General features: G+C 65.7%; 22 protein-coding genes. 5 read left to right on the forward strand and 17 right to left on the reverse strand.

Annotated elements, in window-relative coordinates; translation table 11 throughout:
• The coding region (locus AC1D0P_RS06895; RefSeq protein WP_477676041.1) for a pseudouridine synthase at positions 1-390 on the reverse strand (390 nt) is incomplete at its 3' end.
• Positions 391-431: 41 nt separating this feature from the next.
• Here AC1D0P_RS06895 and atpE point away from each other — a divergent pair.
• Complete coding sequence (gene atpE, locus AC1D0P_RS06900; RefSeq protein WP_436153757.1) at positions 432-668, forward strand: F0F1 ATP synthase subunit C; 237 nt, start codon at positions 432-434, stop codon at positions 666-668.
• Positions 669-789: 121 nt separating this feature from the next.
• Here the strand turns inward: atpE and AC1D0P_RS06905 are convergent, their stop codons facing one another.
• The 7 genes from AC1D0P_RS06905 to AC1D0P_RS06935 form a co-directional block, all read right to left on the reverse strand.
• Positions 790-1,116 (reverse strand): VF530 family protein, encoded by a 327-nt coding sequence (locus AC1D0P_RS06905; RefSeq protein ID WP_477676058.1) that lies wholly within the window; start codon positions 1,114-1,116, stop codon positions 790-792.
• A gap of 6 nt (positions 1,117-1,122) precedes the next feature.
• Entirely contained in the window at positions 1,123-1,266 is a 144-nt protein-coding gene (locus AC1D0P_RS06910) for a hypothetical protein (protein ID WP_164483755.1), read from the reverse strand.
• A 39-nt stretch (positions 1,267-1,305) separates the two neighbouring features.
• Entirely contained in the window at positions 1,306-2,628 is a 1,323-nt protein-coding gene (locus AC1D0P_RS06915; protein WP_477676042.1) for an NAD(P)/FAD-dependent oxidoreductase, read from the reverse strand.
• A 164-nt stretch (positions 2,629-2,792) separates the two neighbouring features.
• A complete protein-coding gene (locus AC1D0P_RS06920) occupies positions 2,793-3,917 on the reverse strand; it encodes an ABC transporter permease (RefSeq protein WP_477676043.1) in 1,125 nt (374 codons plus the stop codon).
• Positions 3,914-4,861 (reverse strand): ABC transporter ATP-binding protein, encoded by a 948-nt coding sequence (locus tag AC1D0P_RS06925; RefSeq protein ID WP_477676044.1) that lies wholly within the window; start codon positions 4,859-4,861, stop codon positions 3,914-3,916. The genes AC1D0P_RS06920 and AC1D0P_RS06925 overlap by 4 nt, the downstream gene beginning before the upstream one ends.
• Positions 4,858-5,835: an HlyD family secretion protein gene (locus AC1D0P_RS06930; protein WP_477676045.1), complete on the reverse strand. Its 978-nt coding sequence runs from the start codon at positions 5,833-5,835 to the stop codon at positions 4,858-4,860. Before AC1D0P_RS06930 ends, AC1D0P_RS06925 begins: the two co-directional genes overlap by 4 nt.
• A complete protein-coding gene (locus AC1D0P_RS06935; RefSeq protein ID WP_477676046.1) occupies positions 5,832-6,461 on the reverse strand; it encodes a TetR/AcrR family transcriptional regulator in 630 nt (209 codons plus the stop codon). The genes AC1D0P_RS06930 and AC1D0P_RS06935 overlap by 4 nt, the downstream gene beginning before the upstream one ends.
• A gap of 61 nt (positions 6,462-6,522) precedes the next feature.
• Between AC1D0P_RS06935 and AC1D0P_RS06940 the strand changes: the two genes are divergently transcribed.
• A complete protein-coding gene (locus tag AC1D0P_RS06940; protein WP_477676047.1) occupies positions 6,523-7,770 on the forward strand; it encodes an MFS transporter in 1,248 nt (415 codons plus the stop codon).
• 225 nt (positions 7,771-7,995) lie between these two features.
• Here the strand turns inward: AC1D0P_RS06940 and AC1D0P_RS06945 are convergent, their stop codons facing one another.
• From AC1D0P_RS06945 to AC1D0P_RS06955, 3 genes are all read right to left on the reverse strand, one after another.
• Positions 7,996-8,688, reverse strand: coding sequence for a hypothetical protein (locus tag AC1D0P_RS06945; RefSeq protein WP_477676048.1), 693 nt, complete (start codon positions 8,686-8,688; stop codon positions 7,996-7,998).
• A 146-nt stretch (positions 8,689-8,834) separates the two neighbouring features.
• Positions 8,835-10,121: a c-type cytochrome gene (locus AC1D0P_RS06950; protein ID WP_477676049.1), complete on the reverse strand. Its 1,287-nt coding sequence runs from the start codon at positions 10,119-10,121 to the stop codon at positions 8,835-8,837.
• Between the two features lie 79 nt (positions 10,122-10,200).
• Positions 10,201-10,983, reverse strand: coding sequence for a c-type cytochrome (locus AC1D0P_RS06955; protein ID WP_477676059.1), 783 nt, complete (start codon positions 10,981-10,983; stop codon positions 10,201-10,203).
• A 107-nt stretch (positions 10,984-11,090) separates the two neighbouring features.
• Between AC1D0P_RS06955 and AC1D0P_RS06960 the strand changes: the two genes are divergently transcribed.
• Positions 11,091-12,545, forward strand: coding sequence for an aminotransferase-like domain-containing protein (locus tag AC1D0P_RS06960; RefSeq protein WP_477676050.1), 1,455 nt, complete (start codon positions 11,091-11,093; stop codon positions 12,543-12,545).
• Positions 12,546-12,549: 4 nt separating this feature from the next.
• On the opposite strand, the gene AC1D0P_RS06965 is transcribed toward AC1D0P_RS06960, so the two are convergent.
• The 4 genes from AC1D0P_RS06965 to AC1D0P_RS06980 form a co-directional block, all read right to left on the reverse strand.
• A complete protein-coding gene (locus tag AC1D0P_RS06965; protein ID WP_477676051.1) occupies positions 12,550-12,960 on the reverse strand; it encodes a hypothetical protein in 411 nt (136 codons plus the stop codon).
• Between the two features lie 130 nt (positions 12,961-13,090).
• A complete protein-coding gene (locus tag AC1D0P_RS06970) occupies positions 13,091-13,852 on the reverse strand; it encodes an alpha/beta fold hydrolase (protein ID WP_477676052.1) in 762 nt (253 codons plus the stop codon).
• Positions 13,852-14,949, reverse strand: a complete 1,098-nt coding sequence (locus AC1D0P_RS06975) for a M14 family zinc carboxypeptidase (protein WP_477676053.1) — start codon at positions 14,947-14,949, stop codon at positions 13,852-13,854. The genes AC1D0P_RS06970 and AC1D0P_RS06975 overlap by 1 nt, the downstream gene beginning before the upstream one ends.
• Positions 14,950-15,034: 85 nt before the next feature.
• The gene (locus AC1D0P_RS06980; RefSeq protein WP_477676054.1) at positions 15,035-15,919 is read right to left on the reverse strand and encodes a LysR family transcriptional regulator; all 885 of its coding nucleotides are present in this window, start codon (positions 15,917-15,919) and stop codon (positions 15,035-15,037) included.
• Between the two features lie 49 nt (positions 15,920-15,968).
• Here AC1D0P_RS06980 and AC1D0P_RS06985 point away from each other — a divergent pair, with 49 nt between their 5' ends.
• Positions 15,969-16,655 (forward strand): N-acetyltransferase family protein, encoded by a 687-nt coding sequence (locus AC1D0P_RS06985; protein ID WP_477676055.1) that lies wholly within the window; start codon positions 15,969-15,971, stop codon positions 16,653-16,655.
• Here AC1D0P_RS06985 and AC1D0P_RS06990 read toward each other — a convergent pair.
• Both AC1D0P_RS06990 and AC1D0P_RS06995 read right to left on the reverse strand, forming a co-directional pair.
• Positions 16,595-16,906, reverse strand: a complete 312-nt coding sequence (locus AC1D0P_RS06990; RefSeq protein WP_477676056.1) for a 2Fe-2S iron-sulfur cluster-binding protein — start codon at positions 16,904-16,906, stop codon at positions 16,595-16,597. The two genes, AC1D0P_RS06985 and AC1D0P_RS06990, sit on opposite strands and share 61 nt — an antisense overlap.
• Before the next feature lie 32 nt (positions 16,907-16,938).
• Positions 16,939-17,535: an LURP-one-related family protein gene (locus tag AC1D0P_RS06995; protein WP_477676057.1), complete on the reverse strand. Its 597-nt coding sequence runs from the start codon at positions 17,533-17,535 to the stop codon at positions 16,939-16,941.
• A 185-nt stretch (positions 17,536-17,720) separates the two neighbouring features.
• Between AC1D0P_RS06995 and AC1D0P_RS07000 the strand changes: the two genes are divergently transcribed.
• Complete coding sequence (locus AC1D0P_RS07000) at positions 17,721-18,242, forward strand: N-acetyltransferase family protein (protein WP_477655286.1); 522 nt, start codon at positions 17,721-17,723, stop codon at positions 18,240-18,242.
• Positions 18,243-18,922: the final 680 nt, after the last annotated feature.

Consider the following 18,922-nt stretch of genomic DNA (forward strand, 5'->3'; position numbering starts at 1 on the left):
GTCCACGATGATGGGCAAGTCAATCACGCTCCAGGCCAGCGGATCGGCTGGCGCGGGCAGGCGGCCCTCCACCACGGCCACATAGCGCTTGCCGACTTCGCGGCTTTCAAAAGCCAGGCTCAGCGCGCGCTGCATGGCCGCCCCGCGCGCCATCAGCATCAGGCCCGAGGTGGCCTGGTCCAGCCGGTGCACGACCAGCGCGTCGGGGTAAATCGCCTGCACGCGCGCGCTCAGGCAGTCCTGCTTGTCTTCGCCGCGCCCGGGCACGGCGAGCAGGCCTGCGGGCTTGTCCAGCACCAGCAGGCTGTCGTCGGCATGCCTCAGCCCGAAACCGGTGGCCGCGGCGCCATTACCTGCCAGGTCATTGTTCTGCAACGGGCCGGCCTTCATGATTCAGTCATCGACAAAGTTTTTAACCAAGGAGAAAAATCATGACTGACGCAGGTGCCATTGCCATTGCATGTGGATTGATCATAGGCCTGGGCGCCATAGGCGCCTGCCTGGGCATAGGCGCGATGGGCGGGCGCTTTCTGGAGGGCGCCGTGCGCCAGCCCGAACTGATGGAGCCGCTGCAGGTCAAGATGTTCTTGCTGGCCGGGCTGATTGACGCCAACTTCCTGATCGGGGTAGGTATCGCCATGATGCTGCTCTTCGCCAACCCGCTTTGAACTGCTCATAAAACCCTCCTGGCGTTGTTGCGCCGCCTTGCCGCACTGGTGTGCTGTCTGCGGCGACGCGCCTAGCCAGGACCGCTTCGCTGGGTTTTCTGAGCAGCTCTTGAGAGCCGGGTCAGGCCTTGGGCTTGGGCGGCGGAAAATTGTGAACCGGCGGACTGCTGCGTTTGACCTCCCGCAGCATGAAGAGGTAAAGGCTTTCGACCTTCTCGCGCGCCCAGGGCGTCTTGCGTAAAAATTTCAGGCTGGACGCCACGCTGGGTTCGCTGGTGAAACAGCGGATATTGATGCGCTGTCCCAGCTCTTCCCAGCCGTAGTGGTCTGACAGCGCGGTCACGATCGCCTCCAGCTTGACGCCGTGCAAGGGATTGCCCGGCTGTGCCGGAGCAGCGGCCGGGATGTCCGCGGGCAGGTTTGCAGGCGAGTCGCCAGTGCCGGCCATCAAGGCTTATTTGTTCTTCAGCTTGCCGCGCAGCGGCACCTGGGTCACGATGGTCGGGCGCACCGCATCGGGCGACACCGTCTTGGGCGGTGAGGTGTCCTTCTTGGGTTTCTTGACCATCTTGTTGTTGTTCTGCTGTCCTTTTGCCATGGCTTTCTCCGGTGGATTGATAAAGGGGATGCCTGATTATCAGTGCAACTTGATGCGCGGGCGATAGGTCCGGTCCAGCATTTCGGACAGCGTGATCAGCGCGGTCTTCTTGAAACCGCCCAGCGCCAGCTGGTGCTGCTTGTGCAGGCCCCAGTACATCATTTTCGCCAGCTGGCCTTCGATGAAAAAGCTGCCCTTGGTGAGGCTGCCCATCAGGCTGCCGACCGAGGAATATTCGGACAGCGAGACCAGCGAGCCCTGGTCCTTGAACACAAAAGGCGCGACCGGCTTGCCGGCGATCAGGTCGGACAACGAGCGCGCCAGGTACATGGCCTGCTGGTAAGCGGCCTGCGCGCGCGGCGGCACCCAGGTGCCGTCGGGCTGCTGGCAGGCGGCGCAGTCGCCAAAGGCGTAGATACTCGCGTCGCGTGTGGTCTGCAGGTTTCCGTTGACCACCAATTGGTTGAGCTTGCTGGTCTCCAGCGCCTCGCCGCCTTCGGGCGAGCCGCCCAGGGTGCGCAGGAAGTCCGCCGCCTTCACGCCGGCGGCCCACACCGTGATGCTGGAGGAGACCACCTTGCCGCTGGCCATCTTCAGGCCGTCGGCGGTGACTTCGACCACTTTTTCATTGGTGTGCACCTCGATGGCCAGCTTGCGCAGCTCGCGCATGGCCGATTCGCTGAGGCGCTCGGGCAGCTGGGCCAGCAGGCGTGGCGCGGCTTCCACCAATACGATCTGCAGGTCTTTTTCGGGGTGGATGTGGTCGAAGCCGTAGTTGGCCAGCACGCGCGCCGCGGCGTGCAGCTCCGCGGCCAGTTCCACGCCGGTGGCGCCGCCGCCCACGATGGCCACCGTCAGGCGCCCGCTGCCGGCCATGCGCGGCACCGTCTGCGCGCGTATGCAGGCGTTGATCAGCCTGTCGTTAAAGCGCTTGGCCGCCTGCGGGCTGTCCAGCTTGATGGTGTGCTCGGCCGCGCCGGGCGTGCCGAAATCGTTGGTCTGGCTGCCCACGGCAATCACCAGGGTGTCGTAGCCCAGCTGCTGGGCCGGCGTGATCTCGCGGCCCGCCTCGTCGTGGCTGGCGGCCAGTTGCACAGTCTTGCTCTGGCGATCCACGCCGGTCAGGCTGCCCAGGCGGAACTTGAAGTGGTTCCAGCGCGCCTGCGCCAGGTATTCGATTTCTTCGGCATGCGTGTCATAGCTGCCGGCGGCCAGTTGGTGCAGCAGCGGTTTCCAGACATGGGTGCGGGCGGCGTCCACCAGGGTGACTTCGGCCAGGCCTTTTTTCCCCAGGCGCTTGCCCAGTTGCGTAGCCAGTGCCAGCCCTCCGGCGCCTCCTCCAACGATGACGATGCGGTGCATAAAACCTCCTGGGGTTAGCTGTAGTTATGCCGCCATGTTAACTGCCGGGTTTTCAGAAGGTGGAATTGAGCTTGAAGCCCGGAACCGGATTGCCCGGCTGGGAATGCAGCTTTACGAAAAAGGCCGTCCAGGGGGGCGGCAAGCGCCCGATGTCAAGGCAAGTGTCAATCGACTGTCTGGCGATAGCGCTTGAGCGCCACCAGCCCGGCCACCAGCATAAAAAGGGCGATTGGCCACAAGTGTGCCGCCACCTCCACCATGCCGTTGCCTTTGAGCAGGATGCCGCGCACGATACGCAGGAAATGGGTGAGCGGAAGTACTTCGCCGATGGCCTGCGCCCAGGCCGGCATGCCGCGAAACGGAAACATGAAGCCAGTCAGCAGCATGGACGGCAGGAAAAAGAAAAAAGTCAGCTGCATGGCCTGCAGCTGGTTGCGCGCAATGGTGGAAAAGGTAAAACCCACAGCCAGGTTGGCGGCAATAAACACCACCAGTACGACGGAGAGCAGCGCCAGGCTTCCGACCATGGGCACGTCGAACAGCAGCCGCGCGGCCGCCAGGATCACGACCACCTGCACGTAGCCGATCAATATGTAGGGCACGATTTTTCCGAGCATGACCTCCAGCGGCCGCGCCGGCGTGGCCAGCAGGTTTTCCATCGTGCCGCGTTCGCGCTCGCGCGTCATCGCCAGCGAGGTCATCATCACCATGGTCATGGTGAGGATCACACCGATCAGGCCCGGGATCACGTTGTAGCTGGTCAGGCCTTCGGGGTTGTAGCGGCGCTGCACGCGCACTTCAAAAGGCGCCTCGCCCTGCTTTAGCGAAACCAGCGGGCCATACAGTTCGCGGCCTACCGCACGCTGTCCGATACCGTTCAGTGCCGCGATGGCGTTGCCGGTGGCGGCGGGGTCGCTTGCATCGGCGGCCAGCAACATGGCCGGGCGTTCACCACGCATGAGCTTGCGTGAAAAGTCCGGCGGCACAACCAGCACGAATTGCACTTCGCCGGTGGCCAGTAGTTCGTCGCCTTCGGCTTCGCTTTGCAGGCGACGGGTGATGCGAAAGTATTCCGAGTTCTCCAGGCCCGCCACGAAGCTGCGCGAAAACTCGCTCTCGTCGGCCACCACAATGGCGGCGGGCAAATGTTTGGGGTCGCTGTTGATGGCGAAGCCGAACAGCAGCAGTTGCAGGATGGGAACGCCCACCATCATGCCGAAGGTCAAACGGTCGCGGCGCACCTGGCGCATCTCCTTGATCAGGATGGCAAGAAAGCGCGACCAGCTCATGCGGCGGCCCCGGCAAAATTGTCTTGCGCATCCTGCATCAGCGCGATGAAGACGTCCTCCAGGCTGGGTTCAATCGGCTCCGCCGTAAGCCCTTCAAAAGGCAGCGCGGCCAGCGCGTCCTGCACCGCCTGCGTGCCGGAGGCGCTCACGTGCAGCGTAGCGCCGAAGGGCGCCACGGTCCGTATGCCTTCAGCGTCGCGCAGGTGATGCGCCACCTCGATCAGCTTCGGGCCGGAGACAGCCCAGGTCACCAGCCCCGCACCGGCGATCACTTCGGCCACCGTACCGCGTGTGAGCAGCTTGCCATAAGCGATGTAAGCCAGTTCGTGGCAGCGTTCTGCTTCGTCCATGTAGTGGGTGGAGACCAGCACCGTGAGGCCCGCGGCAGCCAGGTCATGAATCTGGTCCCAGAAGTCGCGACGGGCGGCCGGGTCCACGCCGGCCGTGGGTTCATCCAGCAAGAGCAGCCGAGGGCTGTGGATCAGGCAGGCCGCCAGTGCCAGCCGCTGCTTCCAGCCACCCGAAAGCGAGCCGGCCAGCTGCTTGCGCCGTGTCAGCAGGCCGAGGCGTTCCAGCGTTTCAGTCACCTTGCGGGGCCTGTCCTGCACGGCATAGACGCGCGCGATGAAATCGAGGTTTTCCTCGATCGTCAGGTCTTCGTAGAGTCCAAAGCGCTGCGTCATGTAGCCCACTTCCCGCTTGATCAGCGAGGCCTGGGTCCGGATGTCGTAGCCCATGCAAGTGCCTTCGCCCTCGTCCGGTGTGAGCAGGCCGCACAGCATCCGGATGGTGGTTGTCTTGCCGCTGCCATTGGGGCCGAGAAAGCCGTAGATGCGGCCCTTGGGCACGCGCATGTCGAAGTGGTCCACCACGACGCGGTCGCCGTAGCGTTTGGTCAAGCCCTTCACGTCAATCAGCGCGGGCTGCCCGGTGGCCTCGTTCATGAGGCCCGCCCGGAGGGGCTGGCGCCCAGGTGCACTTCAAGCGGCTGGCCCGGGTGCAGGCGGCGTGCATCTTGCAGGCTGGGGCGCGCCTCGACCATGAAGACCAGGTTGGCGCGGTTTTCCTTGCTGTAAATGATGGGCGAGGTGTATTCGGCCTCGCGCGCGATAAAACTGACTTTTGCGGGAATCGGCGCGCCGCAGCCGTCGCACTGCAAGCGCACGTCCTGGCCGATGGCGAGGGCGCCCAATTGTTTTTGCGGCAGGAAAAAGCGCGCCTTGATGTTGGCCGGCGGCAGCAGCGTGAGCACCGCCGCGCCCGCAGGCACCCATTCGCCCTCGCGGTAAAGCACGTCTGTTACTTCACCCGCCACCGGGGTGCGCTGGGTTTTCTGGTCGACCCGCCAGCCCGCCTGGTCGAGCTGCGCCTGCGCGGCCTTGACTTCCTGCTCGGCAGCGCTGATCTCCGGACTGCGCGCGCCTTGCATGGCCTGGCGCAACTGGGCATTGAGCTCGTTGACGCGGCCCTGGTCGCGCGCCACGGCGGCGCGGGCCTGGTCCAGGCTGGCCGGCGAGAGGAATTGCTGCGCCACCAGTCGGTTGCTGCGTGCCAGTTCTGCAGACGACAGCTCGAGCGCTGCCTGGCCCTGCGCCAACTGCGCGCGGATGGCCGCCAGTTCGTCGGGCCGCTTGCCCTGGCGCAGATTGGCCAGGTCGTCCTGTGCCCGCGCCACGCGGTAAGTCGCCTCCTGGCGCGCGGCGCGTTCGCTTTCCTGCTCCAGCACAAAGGCCGCCGCCGATGCCGCGGCCTGGTCGCCGCGGTTCATGTGCAGTTTGGCCAGCGTGCCGCTGATGGGCGCCGCCAGCCGTACGTATTCGGCTTCGACATAACCGGGGAAGGGCGCCTGCGCCTTTTCACCGCACGCGGCCAGCAGGGCGGTCGCAAGCAGGGCGCCGCAACGCAACAGTTTTTTCATGAAGCCTCCTTGGACTTATTTGCAGCCAACCCACGCAAGGCGAATTCAATTCGCTGGGCCAGCGCCTGTTCGGACAGCACCAGGGCCGCGGGGCCTTCGGAGCCCGGGTTTTGCTGCAGGGCCGTGCCCACGAGAATGGGTGCAACCACGGCACCGGCCATGAAAGCGATGACCTGCGGCACGGGCGCCGGCGCCAGGGTGCCTTCCCGCTGTGCATCCTGGATTAGCGAGGCGACCACCTCGATATGGCGCGGCAGGTTGGCTTTGAGGAATTCTGCCGACAGGGGTTCTCCGCCCATCGCATCGCCCAGGATGCGCACCAGCAGGCGCCGGTTCTTGAGGCCGAAACTTCCGAGCACGGCGAGTGCGTCGCGCAGGTTTTGCATGGGCGCGTGCGCCGGGTTGACGCGCAGCGTCAGCACCGAAAACATCTCTTCATAGGTGCGCTGCAGCACCGCCTTGATGAAGTTTTCCTTGGTCTTGAAGTGGTAGTGAAACATGCCGAGGTTGACCCCAGCGTGCTGGGTCAGGCGCCGTACCGAAAGGCCGGCACAGCCTGTCTCCGGCAAAAGCTCCAGGCCGGCATCCAGCAGGAGTTGGTCGATGTATTGGGAAGGGCGCACCATGTTGTTATTATACGAACGACTARTAACTAGTCAAGCCGGATTGGAGACAATCGCCAGGTTCATGCCTCTTCACAGCGTCTCCGATCTCTTTGCCCAGCGCAGTTTCATGCGCATGTGGTTCGCACGGTTGTTCGGCACCACGGGCAACCAGATGCTGATGGTGGCGGTGGGCTGGCAGATGTACGAGCTGACCGGCAACGCCTGGGACCTGGGCCTGGTGGGGCTGTACCAGTTCATGCCGGCGCTGCTGCTCACCCTGGTGGCGGGGCATGTGGCCGACCGCGTGCACCGCGGCCGCATCATCGCCGGTTGCCTGGTCACGCAGGCCACGGTGGCGATGATCCTGGTGTCCGCCACGCAGGGCTGGGGCGCCCACCACAGCTGGGCCTCGCGCGAGCTGCTGCTCGCGGTGTCGGTGTTGCTGGGTGTGGCCCGCGCCTTCCAGATGCCGGCGCAGCAGGCGCTGACCCCGGTGCTGGTTCCGCCTACCATGCTGCCACGCGCCATGGCCTTCAGCTCGGCCGGCATGCAGGCGGCGGTCATCGGCGGGCCGGCCCTGGGCGGCGTGATTTTTGTGGCCGGCGCCACGGCGGTTTACGCCACCTGCGCTTTCCTTTTTGCCACCGGCTGCGTGCTGATCGCGGTGCTGCGCTACGACCATGCGCCGCCGCCGCGCGAACCGGTGACCTTGCGCACGCTGCTGGCCGGCGTGGAGTTCGTGTGGCAGCGCAAGGCCTTGCTGGGCGCCGTGTCGCTGGATCTTTTCGCCGTGCTGCTGGGCGGCGCCACGGCGCTGCTGCCCATGTTCGCCAAAGACATCCTGCACGTCGGGCCCTGGGGCCTGGGCCTGCTGCGCGGCGCGCCGGCCGCGGGTGCCTTGCTGATGTCGGCGCTGCTCACACGCTGGCCGCTGGAGCGCCGCGTCGGGCCGACCATGCTGTCGGCGGTGGCGCTCTACGGCGCCTGCATGGTGGTGTTCGGCCTGTCGACCAGCTTTGTGCTGTCACTGCTGGTGCTCGCCGTTTCAGGCGGGGCCGACATGGTCAGCGTGGTGGTGCGCCAGACCCTGGTGCAAATTGAAACGCCCAATGAGATGCGCGGCCGCGTCAGCGCCGTCAACTCGGTGTTCATAGGCGCTTCCAACCAGCTTGGTGAGTTTGAATCCGGTGCCACCGCCGCGCTGCTCGGGCCGGTGGGCTCGGTGGTGGCCGGTGGCGTGGGCACGCTGCTGGTGGCGGCGGCCTGGTTCAGGATGTTTCCGTCGCTGTCGCGGCGGGACAGGATGGTGACGCCGCGCGGCGTTGGTTGACATGAGCGACTCGACCCGATCCGTCCGGAAGAGCCTTCTTGAGAAAAGGGCTTGGATACCTCTAGGGCGGCTGGCGAAAGGTCTTCGTGGGTGCGCCGACACATTGGGGCAGCTCGACTCGAATCGGCAACAAGAATGGGTGCTCTTCCATCGTTAAGTTGAATGGCGACCTCTTTTTGCACGGAGGGTCGGTGTTAGCGGGCTCGCCCGCTCTCTCTCCATCACTCACTGAATGTGCATCTCGTCAAAAAATTGGGGTTTCCGCTCGGTCGCGGGTAGCAGCGACTTCTTCTGAAGCACAACCCGCCTTTTGACTGTCTTGCTCTCGATGACATTGCCCGTCAGGTAGTTCGTGCTGGTCGAGTATTCGGGGTTGGCTGGGTCGTCCGACGTTGCCGCCCGCCACGACTCCGAACCGATCAACCTTATTCGGCCATCGCGCACGGCAAACTGGTATGTCCAGTTCGAAGACATTGACCGGTCCACGCTGTGGAAGCAATGCAYGTACAGCGATTTCTTTTGTATCCAGATCTCGCGGCCATGGTGGCAGTGAGAGATAGGCTTGGACACGGAAACAGGCTCAATACCGCCATTGGGTTTTGTGCCGACGATGAGCAGCCGTTGCATGCTTTCATCGGCATTCAAGAGAAGCACATGTTCGTCAACGCCGTCACCGTCGAGGTCTCCGGCCTCCGCTCCAACGATTTCCGAAAAAGGGTAGAAGTCGGCAACAAATTGGCGAACGTCCTGTGGGACGGACTTGGCGTTCTCTGCGGGGTTCGAAGCAACCCCGGTGCAAGCCAGGGCCGTGACCAGCAGCAAGCGAACGGATGCGGTGTGCATTTGAACCAGGCGCAATGGATATTGCCAGACCTGCGACATCGCCCGGCGGCTGTTGTTAAAAGACTTGCTGTCCATGTCCGGCCTTTGTCAACTTTGTCGGTTCAATAAAAACTCCCACAAATGATTCTAGGTGTGCAGCCCGCAGACTGCCTCCTCAAAATGAACGGGCGCTGGTATGTCAGCGGCCTCTGTTGCGTTCACATGACGGCCGGCACGCCCGCCTACCGTCCCGTACTCGCCCGTATCCGGTTCACATCCAGCGGCGTGATTTCACTCGCCCGGTTGCCCCAGGACTGGCGGACGTGCGTGAGCACCAGCGCCATGTCGGCGTCATTGAGCACCAGTACAAAAGGCGGCATGCCGAAGGGCCGCGGGTTGCCGGCCGTGGACGGCGCGTAGCCGCCGTTGAGCACGATCTGCACGAGGTTGACGGCCTGGCTCATGGTCACGGCGCGGTTGCCTGCCAGTGCCGGGTAGGCGTTGGCGATGCCTTCGCCTTTGGCGCCGTGGCACTGCGCGCAGTGCTGCTCATAGAGTTTTGCGGCGCGTTCCACCGACTCGCCTCCGGTCCTGATGGCGGCAGGTTCAGGCGGCGCCGTGTGCGAGGCGGGCAGTTCTTTCAGGAACTGCGCCATCGCGCCCAGGTCGGCGTCGCTTAAATACTGGGTGCTGCGCTGCACGACTTCAGCCATGGGGCCGGTGACCGAGGCGCGCGGCGAGACACCGTTTCTGAGCAGGCTCACGATGTGCTGTTTGTCCCAGTCGCTGACGCCCGCCTCATAGGGCGAGGCCAGCGAGGGCGCATACCAGTTCTGCATCGGGATCAGGCCGCCGGCCAGGTCCAGGCCCTGGTTGCTCGCGCCCAGCGCGTTGCGCGCCGTGTGGCAGGCCGCGCAGTGGCCCAGGCCTTTGACCAGGTAGGCGCCGCGGTTCCACTCGGCGCCGCGCGCCGTGTCGGCCTCATACACGCCGGGGCTGAAGAAGAGCGCGCGCCACACCGCCAGCGCCGCCTGCGACTGGTAGGGAAAGCGCAGCGCGTGCGGCAGGTTGGGCGCCACCGCGGGGGGCAGGCTGCCCAGGTAGGCGAACAACGCGTCCGAGTCCTCGCGTGTGACCTGGGTGTAGCTGGTGTAGGGAAAGGCGGGGTACAGCAGCCGGCCGTTCTTGGAGCGGCCGTTGTGCATGGCGCGCCAGAAATGGGCCGACGACCAGGTGCCCAGGCCGGTCTTGTCGTCGGGCGTGAGGTTGGAGGTGAAAACGGTGCCGAAGGGCGTGGCGATGCCGCGCCCGCCCGCATAGGCCTGTCCGCCCGGCGCGGTATGGCAGGTCTGGCAGTTGCCGGCCCGCGCCAGGTAGGCGCCACGCGCGATCAGGTCGTCGCTGGGTGCGGCGTTGGCCACCGGCGCCTTCACGTCGATCTCGTCGCGCACATTGAGGGCCCAGACCAGCGCGCCGGCGCCGACGGCCAGGATCAGCAGGGCCAGCACGATTTTGAAGAGTTTTTTCATCGCCGGGCCGCCCCAAGATGAAAAGCGCCCCCTCGGGGGGCAGCGACCACACGTAGTGAGGGAGCGTGGGGGCTATTTTTCATTTCTGCGCCTTCGCGGGAAGCACAGGTGCAACAGGTGCGGGCGCGCTGCCGCAGGTGATGGCGGTCGCGCCGGCTGGCAATGGTGGCAGGCTGGTAGCCGGCTTGGTGCTGGCGGGCAGGGGTTGCGCGGCCGCCCAGCTGGCCACGGCGTTGATGTCTTCGACGGTGAGGCGGGCCACCACTTCCTTCATGCAGTCGGGCGCGTGCGCGCGGCGCGTGCCGGCCTTCCAGGCGCCCAGCTGCGCGTTGAGGTAGTCGCGCGGCAGGCCCAGCAGGCCGGGAATGCCGGGTGCCACGCCGGTCATGGCCTGGCCGTGGCATTGCACGCAGGCCGGAAGCTGGCGCGCGGCGTCGCCTTCAAGCACAAGCTGCCGGCCGTGGCGCATCGCTTCGGGCGCGGCGGCGGCGGGCAGGGGCACCGGGTAGGGCAGCTCCAGCTGCGAGAAATAGGTGGCAATCTCCATCAGGTAGGCGTCGCTGAGCGGTTCAATCAGTTGCGTCATGAGGCCGTAGTGGCGGCGCCCGTCGCGAAAGTTGAGCAGCTGGTTGTAGAGGTAACCCGCCGGCTTTCCGGCCAGGCGCGGATAGTAGCCGTCGGGCGCGGCACGGCCCTGCTGCCCGTGGCAGGCGGTGCAGGCCATGGCGCGCTGGGCGATGCTGTCTTCAAAAGGGGGTGGCGCCGCCGCCGCGGGGCCGGCCGCCGCCCAGGCCAGGACGGCGGGCAACGTCAGCAGGCGTAGGGGGCGCAGCAAAAGGCGTCCAAAACAGGTCTGTTCCATGCGGCCATCATGCCGCACATGGGCCGTCGGCGTAAGCATCAGTTGCCGTCGAAAAAAGCGTATCAGATGAAAAACAGCGGAAAATTGCAATATCAGATGGCCCATCCATGAAACGCTACGAACAACTGGTCGAACTGCTGGCCGCCGACATCCGCGGCGGGCGCCTGGCGCCCGGCACACGCCTGCCGTCGATACGCACGATCACGGCGCAGCACGGCCTGAGCGCCTCCACCGCCTTCAAGGCCTATTACCGGCTGGAAGAAAAAGGCCTGGTGCGCGCGCAGCCGCGCTCGGGCTATTACGTGACGGCCTCGGCCGTGCAGCAGCTGGCGGCGCCGGCGCGCGGGGCCGCCGATGGCAAGGCCGGCAAAACGGCCCGGGTGGCGCCGCGGCCGGACGTCAGCGAACTGGTGTTCGCCGTGCTGGGTGCGGCGCAGGACCCGGCCATCGTTCCCCTGGGCTCGGCCTTCCCGGCGCCAGGACTGTTCCCGCTGCAGCGCCTGGGCAAGTCGCTGGCCCGCAGTTCGCGTTTTATCCAGGGGCCGGACACCGTGGCCAGCCTGCCGTGCGGTGATGAGGGCTTGCGCCGGCAGATCGCGCTGCGTTACCTGGCCATGGGCATGGCGCAGCCGGCCGAGGAGCTCATCGTCACGCACGGCGCGCTGGAGGCGCTCAACCTGTGCCTGACGGCCGTGGCCCAGCCCGGCGACCTGGTCGCGGTCGAGTCGCCCGGCTTTTATGCCAGCCTGCAGGCGCTGGAGCGGCTCAAGATGAAAGCACTGGAGATTCCGGTGCACCCGCAGGACGGCCTGGACCTGGCGGCGTTGGCCGATGCGCTGCAGCGCCACCCGGTCAAGGCCTGCTGGTTCATGACCTCTTTCCAGAACCCCACGGGCGCCAGCCTGCCGCTCGAGAAAAAGAAAGCGCTGGTCGCGCTGCTGGCGGCCCGCGACATCCCGCTGATCGAAGACGATGTGTATGCCGAGCTCTATTTCGGCCACCGCGGCTTCCTGCCCGCCAAGGCCTTTGACCGCAAGGGCCTGGTGATGCACTGCAGCTCTTTCAGCAAGACGCTGGCGCCCGGCTACCGCGTGGGTTGGGTGTCGCCCGGCCGCTTCGGCCAGCAGATCGAGCGGCTCAGGCTCATGACCACGCTGTCGGCCAGCCTGCCCGCGCAACTGGCGATCGCCGACTACCTGCAGCACGGCGGCTACGACAAGCATTTGCGCAAGCTGCGGCATGCGATGGAGTCGCAGCTGTCCAGCCTGCTGGCCGCGCTGGCCCGCCATTTCCCGTCGGACGTGCGCGTGTCGCGTCCCGCGGGTGGGTATTTTGTGTGGGTGGAATTCGCCGAAGGCTTTGATGCGCTGGCTTTGCACCAGGCGGCGCTGGAGCAGGGCATAGGCGTGGCGCCGGGGCCGGTGTTTTCAGCACGCCGCAATTTCCGCCATTGCCTGCGGCTGAACTATGGGCATCCGTGGAGCGAGCGTTTTGAGGCGGCGATGCAGACTTTGGGCGCGCTGGCGCGGCGGCAGAGTCCCTACGCCCAGGCTTCGCGCTGATCGTCTACCTGTGTCTGTCCGGCAAGGCGCGCACGCAGGCGACAAAGTGTTCCCAGCTGGCCTCGACTTCCTTGACGCGCACGCCCTTGTCGAGCACCGCGCCGCAGGCGGCTTCTGCGCGCCGCACGACCTTGGTCAGGGCGCTGGCCGGCAGGGGCGGAATCTTCGCGCGCAGGCTGTCCGCCTTGTTGCGCATCTGGGCGATGGCGTCCTTGGCCAGTGTCTTGTTGCCGGCGCAGGCGATCATGCCGATCATCTCGGCCATTTCGCCGAAGGCCGGGTCCAGGTTCCAGAGCGCCGCGGTGCCCAGCGCCAGCGCCCACATGCGTTTGTTGCGCACCGGTGTAGCGGCCTGGCCGCCATCACTGGCGGGCAGGCCGGCGAGCTGGGATTCGGGAGGAATGGGGTTCTTCATGGAAGGCGTGTCTTGTATAGACAAGGGATGATTTTGCCTGAGTCGGTTTGCCGCGTCGGGCCACCCGGCCAAAACCCGGTTTTCCGCCAAGGGCACCCTTGACAGCCCGCGATGCGGAAAAAGAGCGGGTTCAGCCGCCCTCGATCCAATCGGCAATGCGCCGGCAGACCCAGTCCGCATCGTCATGCGGCAGGTCGTGCCCGGCCCAGGGATGCTCGTGGTGGGTGGCCTGCCAGGCCTGGGCCAGCCGGGCCGAGCAGCGCGGGTGCACCAGGTGGTCGGCGGCCGACGACAGCACCAGGACCGGGCAGGCGGGTGGGGCTGCCACCGTGAACGCCGCGGCGGCCTTGAGCTGGCGCCAGGCATTGGCGGCACTGACGGGCGCGTCCTGGCGGATGCGGGTCCACGCGGCTAGGTCTTGCTCCCGCGAAGTGCTGCGGTTGCAGGTGATGCGGTGGATCACGCGCTCGGCATGGGCCGCATCGCGCCAGCGCGCGGCCACCAGCGCCAGCGGCAGCCAGGTGGTGGGGCGCAGGCGTTCGCGGGCGCGGCCCAGCGGCCGCATGCTGGTGTTGACCAGCACCAGCCCGTCCACCTCCTCCGGATGGCGCAGCGCCCAGTCGGTAGCCACCATGCCGCCCAAGGACATCGCCACCAGGCGATAGGGCGGCGCGAGCTTGCGGGCCCGCAATTGTTCGCGCGCGAAGTCCGCCATGGCGCGCACCGTGGCCGGCGAGTCTTCACGGCAATACACACCGTTGCCCGGCAGGTCCAGCGCCACTACCCGGGTGGCCGCGCTGGCCGAGCCCGGCAAGGCGCGCGCGAGCCGATCCGCGAAGTCGCCCCAATGCCGCGCCTCGCGGGTCAGGCCCCTGAGCAGCACCCAGGTCATCAGGGCACCCGCCTGGGCCGCCAGTGCGCCGTGGCCAGCTGCGTGAGCTGCGCGCGCCGCGCGCCCAAGGGCAGCCAGTTCGGCGCGGCGAATGCGGCGCGCGTGAGGAAGTCCAGCAGATCCGCGTGGCGGCGCAGCACGCGTTTGGTGCGGTGCGCCTTCATGGGATTGAAGATGCCGTGCCGCGAGAACAGCTGGCGCGGGTTCTTGCGTATCCACAGCCAGGAGCCCAGCTCCAGCGTCATCGGCAGGAACACGTGGCGCGGCGGCGCGTGGTCGTAGGCGTGGTCCCAGAGGTCGCCGTGCAGCAGGTACTGGTTGCTTTGCGGCTCGAAGCTGTAGGCGTGGTGCGGGTGCGACTGTTCCAGCATGGTCCGCAGCGCGAACATCTCGGGCAGGTGCGGCATCAGCCGGCGCGTCTTGGCATAGGGAAACCACAGGCTGTCGTCAAAACCGTAGCCCGAGTGGCAGTCCAGCGCCAGGCTGAAAGGGCGGCTGGCGAGCTGCTCGTGCACCACGCGCAGCAGCGCGGCGCTTTCGGCCTCCATGGGCATGCCGGGCCGGCCGCAGTACCAGGGCAGCGAGGGGCTGATGCTCTGCCCGCCGGCCAGGAAAGGAACATGGCCCTCGGCCCGCTGCGGCGCGTTGCGCATCAGGTCCACGCCCTGCGGGTTGGCGCGCTTGTGCGCCCACATGCCGCCGGGATTGACGATGGGCATGAACACCAGCCGGATTTTTTCGAGCTGGCGGTGCAGCAGCTCGTCCCACTCCAGGCGAAACAGCAGCGCGCGCAGGTAATGCAGGATCAGCTGCGTGCCGATGCGCTCCAGCCCGTGGATGCCGCCGAAGAAGCCGACGGCCGGCGCCTGCGGGTCGCGCGAGCCTATGCTGGCGGTGTAGAGCGGAAACGAGGGCCCGGCCGTGTGCGCCTCGGCCACGACGTCGACCTCAAAGTGGGCGCTGCCCGCCAGCAAGATGGCCTTGAGCTCCTCGAGTTCCGCGAAACTCGCGGCCGCGTCGCGCGCCGGCGTGAGGCTGTAGGGGCTGTGAAGGCTGCGGGGACTTTCCACGGCGGCGGTCGGCGGCAGGATTTCCATCCTGACATGCTGGCACAGTTGTTTGACAGCGCGCTACATGGCCGGCGGGTTTTTTGTGTCGAATGTTGGCAGGGGCTTGCAACGCTCAGTTCCCCGTCCGCTGCTCGATCGCGGAAATCACCTGGCGCATGGCCTTGTTGACCGGCTTGTCGCTGCGCATGACGAGCGCCAGTGTTCTTTGCAGCCGCGGGTACAGCGGGTGAACGGCGAGTTCGGGATGCTGGCCGGGGCCGGTCACGGCCATGGCCGGCAATATGCTGCAGCCCAGGCCCGCGGCCACCATTTCCTTGATGGCCTCCACGCTGCCCAGTTCCATGACGGGCCTGGGGGCATGGCCCGCGTCCTGGAACCACTGGTCGATGATCACGCGGGTATTGGCCGCCGGCTCGAACAGCACAAGTTCGCGCCTGGCCAGGAAAGCCGGGGTTATGCGGGCGGGCAGCCCCGCCTCCCGCCTGGGAATCACCGCCACAAATTCGTCGTTCAACATCGGCGTGGTGACCAGCGCGCGGCGCTTGACGGGCAGGGTCACCAGCGCCATGTCCATGGTGTTGCCTTCAACCGCCTTGACGAAGTCGGCGGTATTGCCGGTGCTGACCAGCACGCTGAGGTTGGGAAAACGCACCCTCAGCGAACGCAGGATGTGCGGCAGCAGGTAGAGGCAGGCCGTGGCGCCGGTTCCCAGTGTCACGCGGCCAGTGACGTCGGCCGAATGCGAGGCCATGGCCGTCAGCACGCCTTCCACCGCCGCGTCCACGTGGCGGATCTGCGCCAGGAGATCCAGGCCCGCCGGCGTGGGGGAGGCCCGGCGCGCCACGCGCTCGACCAGGCGCACGCCCAGCCGCTGCTCCAGCTGACGGATCTGTAGGCTGACAGCCGGCTGCGACAGGCCCAGTCTTTCGGCCGCGCCCGAGAAGCTGCCGGTTTCGACGATGAGCGCATAGGTGCGCAGGTGGTCCAGGTTGAGCATGCAAAGAAATTCTAATCAAAACCATAAGTTTCAACATATTTACTTATGGGTGACCTTGCGCAACCATGGCGGCATGCAGCATTTTTCACAAGCTTCCCCCGCGTCACCATCACCGTCCGCGCCCGATGCGGCCGGTGCACTTTCCATCCACCCTTGCGCCGAGGGGGACATCGAGGCAATACAGGCCATCTATGCGCACTACGTGGCGACCAACCTGGCCACTTTTGAGCTGGAGCCGCCCAGCGCGGCCCAGATGCTTTTGCGCCGCGCCGACATCCTGCGCGGCGGCTACCCCTACCTGGTGGCGCGCCAGGGCGGGGTGCTGGCGGGTTATGCCTATGGCAGCGCTTACCGCTCGCGGCCGGCTTATCGCCATACGGTGGAGGATTCGATTTATGTCGCGCCCGGCATGCGCCAGGCCGGCGTCGGCGGCGCCTTGCTGCGCGCCTTGATCCACGAGTGCGAGCAGCGCGGTTTCCGGMAGATGGTGGCCGTGGTCGGCAACAGCGCCAACACCGGCTCGCTGCGGGTGCATGAGGCGCAGGGCTTTACGCGCGTCGGCACGCTGGGCTGCGTCGGCTACAAATTCGGCCAGTGGGTGGACACGGTGCTGATGCAGCGCGCGCTGGGCGAGGGCGCTTCGTCGCCCGGGGACCTGCCGGTGGCGCCGGCCGTTCAGTCGGCCGCCGCGATCACCAGGTCCGACAGCGGGTACGCCACGCAGGGCAGGATGTAGCCCGCCTTCTTTTCCTCGGCGCTCAGGCCAGGCCATTCGATGCGGTAGGCCACCTGCCCGCTGACCAGCTTGCGGATGCAGGTGCGGCAAGTGCCGTTGCGGCAGGAGCTGTCCATCACCACGCCGGCCACTGATGCCGACTGCAGGATGGGCAGGGATGGCGAGGCGCTGAACTGTACGCCCTCCGCGTCCAGCCGGATGCTGAACACGGGTGCGGCGGCGGGGCTGCCGGGCGGGGTGTCGTCGTCCATGGCCATACGTCTCCGCGACTGTTGTGCCCGCCTTAGCCGCGCGTGCGCTCCAGCAACAGCACGGTCATCAGGGACAGCAGCAACTGCTGCTCTTCGCGCTCGCTGACAGGGGCCATCTGTTCGGCGGTGAAGAGTCCCTCAAACAGGGCCGGCCGCTTGGTGAGCTCGGCCACCAGCGTGCCGTCGGGCCGCGTTACCTGGTAGGCGGGATGGAAGATGTAGCCCGACAACAGCCCGATCAGGGGAATTTCGCTAAAGAGGCCATCCAGAAAACGTGTCATCACGCTTTTTTCGTTGATGCTGAAATGTGTGACGCCGTTGTCCAGCACGTCAAAACCGGCCCTCCAGATGGAACGCATGCCGCGCCGCTTGATGCCTCCCAGCGCCACGCCCTGCGGATCGGTGAAGTGGTACAGCGCCGAAAAATCGATGATCCGGTCGGCCTTGATCTCATACAGCAACTGGTCCTGCTTCTCATTGGAAAAAACCGTGATGGCTTCCTTGAGCTTGAAGAGTTTTTGCTTGACATAGGCCACCGGCTGGTTATGCGCGTCCTTGACCAGGAACTGTGGCGCAACGGCCATGAGCTTGAAGGACATTTGCAGGGGAAACTGGAGGCGTTGGGCCATGATGTGAGCGCGCTTGTAAGGGTTATGGTGCGCCGAATGTACCCGACACCCGTGCCGCTTCCGGGCACCGGCCCGCCGTTCGGCGGCTTTGGCGCGAATCTATTGCCGGCAGGGAGGCAATCTGGGCGACAATTCCGCTCCGCCGGATTATTTTCCGACTCCAAGAACAACCCTCCCGATTTTCCATGTCCAGCTATTCCGTCCGCCCCGCCACGCCCCGCGATGCCAAAACCATCGCCGAGATCCATGTTGCCACCTGGCAAGCCGCCTACAAAGACCTCATGCCCGAGGACTACCTCGCCAAGATCACCGTCGAAAAACGCCAGGCCTACTGGCGCGAAGCCATCGAGTTCAGCGAACCGCAACTGCTGGTGGCCACCGAAGGCGAGCAGATCGTCGGTTTTGTCGGCTTTGACCGCTCCCGCGATGCCGGCACCAAATCCACCGTCGGCGAAATCTGGGCCCTGTACGTGCTGCCCGAACACTGGGGCAAGGGCGCGGGCCTGGCCCTCTGGGACGGCGCGCGCGAAGGCCTGAAGGAAGAGGGTTGCACACAGGTCACGCTGTGGGTGCTGTTGCGCAATGAACGTGCGCTTCGGTTTTATGAACAGGCTGCGGGGTTCAAGCGGGAGATGCCCTCGCTCAAGACTGTTGCGTTTGGCAGCGTCAAGCTGGAAGAGATTCGGCTTAAACGATCGGTTGATTAGGGCCGGTTCTTGCTCYGGCCTTTGCGCTCTTTGCTGAGGACGGCTGGCCGGGGGTAGCCCGGCGGCTACTCACTTTTCTTTTGCTTCGCCAAAAGAAAAGTAAGCAAAAGAAAAGGCGACCCTGGTGTCTGCGTCCCTTCGCTTCGCTACGGGCAGCCTGCGGTGCTCGGTCCAGTCGGGGTCAAAAACAACTCGCCTGCGGCTCAAACAAGTTTTTGCCCTGATCCGTCTGGACCTCCGCTCCTCGGCGCATACACAAGGGGTGGAGAGGGAATACCAAGTCCCAATACTGAAAACCACAAGGACTCGCCAAGGCGAGTCCTTGTTTGTCTTGGTTTGWTTCTTTGTSTTTTGTCCCYGCTCCCGATTGCCCCGTCCTGGCTGGGCCGAGGAGCGCAGACGTAGGCGGATCAGGGATCGCGCTTGTYTGAGCGAAGCGAGTTTGCGCGAGACCCCGCCGTAGTCGAGCACCGCAGGTTGCCCCGWAGCGAAGCGYAGGGGACCCAGACTGCGGGTCGCCTTTTCTTTGGTKGGCGGATTCAAACCCCAAGTGCAACAGTCGGAATAAGGCCAGCGTCTCGCATGGCCTTGTTGTTAAAGAAGACCTCGGCAGGGCTTTTCCAGCCAAGGGTCTTGCGTGGCCTGATGTTGAGCTCCCAGGCCATGAGATCAAGCTCGTG

This window comes from Polaromonas sp. P1_G2 (genome assembly GCF_056405515.1).

Excerpts from the sequence above, each read along its gene's own strand:
- AC1D0P_RS07000 (WP_477655286.1), top strand. The coding sequence starts at position 17,721 with ATGTCCAGCTATTCCGTCCGCCCCGCCACGCCCCGCGATGCCAAAACC.
- AC1D0P_RS06990 (WP_477676056.1), bottom strand. The coding sequence starts at position 16,906 with ATGGACGACGACACCCCGCCCGGCAGCCCCGCCGCCGCACCCGTGTTC.
- AC1D0P_RS06980 (WP_477676054.1), bottom strand. The coding sequence starts at position 15,919 with ATGCTCAACCTGGACCACCTGCGCACCTATGCGCTCATCGTCGAAACC.
- AC1D0P_RS06920 (WP_477676043.1), bottom strand. The coding sequence starts at position 3,917 with ATGAGCTGGTCGCGCTTTCTTGCCATCCTGATCAAGGAGATGCGCCAG.
- AC1D0P_RS06940 (WP_477676047.1), top strand. The coding sequence starts at position 6,523 with ATGCCTCTTCACAGCGTCTCCGATCTCTTTGCCCAGCGCAGTTTCATG.
- AC1D0P_RS06950 (WP_477676049.1), bottom strand. The coding sequence starts at position 10,121 with ATGAAAAAACTCTTCAAAATCGTGCTGGCCCTGCTGATCCTGGCCGTC.
- AC1D0P_RS06935 (WP_477676046.1), bottom strand. The coding sequence starts at position 6,461 with ATGGTGCGCCCTTCCCAATACATCGACCAACTCCTGCTGGATGCCGGC.
- AC1D0P_RS06975 (WP_477676053.1), bottom strand. The coding sequence starts at position 14,949 with ATGGAAATCCTGCCGCCGACCGCCGCCGTGGAAAGTCCCCGCAGCCTT.
- AC1D0P_RS06925 (WP_477676044.1), bottom strand. The coding sequence starts at position 4,861 with ATGAACGAGGCCACCGGGCAGCCCGCGCTGATTGACGTGAAGGGCTTG.
- atpE (WP_436153757.1), top strand. The coding sequence starts at position 432 with ATGACTGACGCAGGTGCCATTGCCATTGCATGTGGATTGATCATAGGC.
- AC1D0P_RS06905 (WP_477676058.1), bottom strand. The coding sequence starts at position 1,116 with ATGGCCGGCACTGGCGACTCGCCTGCAAACCTGCCCGCGGACATCCCG.
- AC1D0P_RS06960 (WP_477676050.1), top strand. The coding sequence starts at position 11,091 with ATGAAACGCTACGAACAACTGGTCGAACTGCTGGCCGCCGACATCCGC.
- AC1D0P_RS06930 (WP_477676045.1), bottom strand. The coding sequence starts at position 5,835 with ATGAAAAAACTGTTGCGTTGCGGCGCCCTGCTTGCGACCGCCCTGCTG.
- AC1D0P_RS06915 (WP_477676042.1), bottom strand. The coding sequence starts at position 2,628 with ATGCACCGCATCGTCATCGTTGGAGGAGGCGCCGGAGGGCTGGCACTG.
- AC1D0P_RS06970 (WP_477676052.1), bottom strand. The coding sequence starts at position 13,852 with ATGACCTGGGTGCTGCTCAGGGGCCTGACCCGCGAGGCGCGGCATTGG.
- AC1D0P_RS06910 (WP_164483755.1), bottom strand. The coding sequence starts at position 1,266 with ATGGCAAAAGGACAGCAGAACAACAACAAGATGGTCAAGAAACCCAAG.
- AC1D0P_RS06955 (WP_477676059.1), bottom strand. The coding sequence starts at position 10,983 with ATGGAACAGACCTGTTTTGGACGCCTTTTGCTGCGCCCCCTACGCCTG.
- AC1D0P_RS06965 (WP_477676051.1), bottom strand. The coding sequence starts at position 12,960 with ATGAAGAACCCCATTCCTCCCGAATCCCAGCTCGCCGGCCTGCCCGCC.
- AC1D0P_RS06995 (WP_477676057.1), bottom strand. The coding sequence starts at position 17,535 with ATGGCCCAACGCCTCCAGTTTCCCCTGCAAATGTCCTTCAAGCTCATG.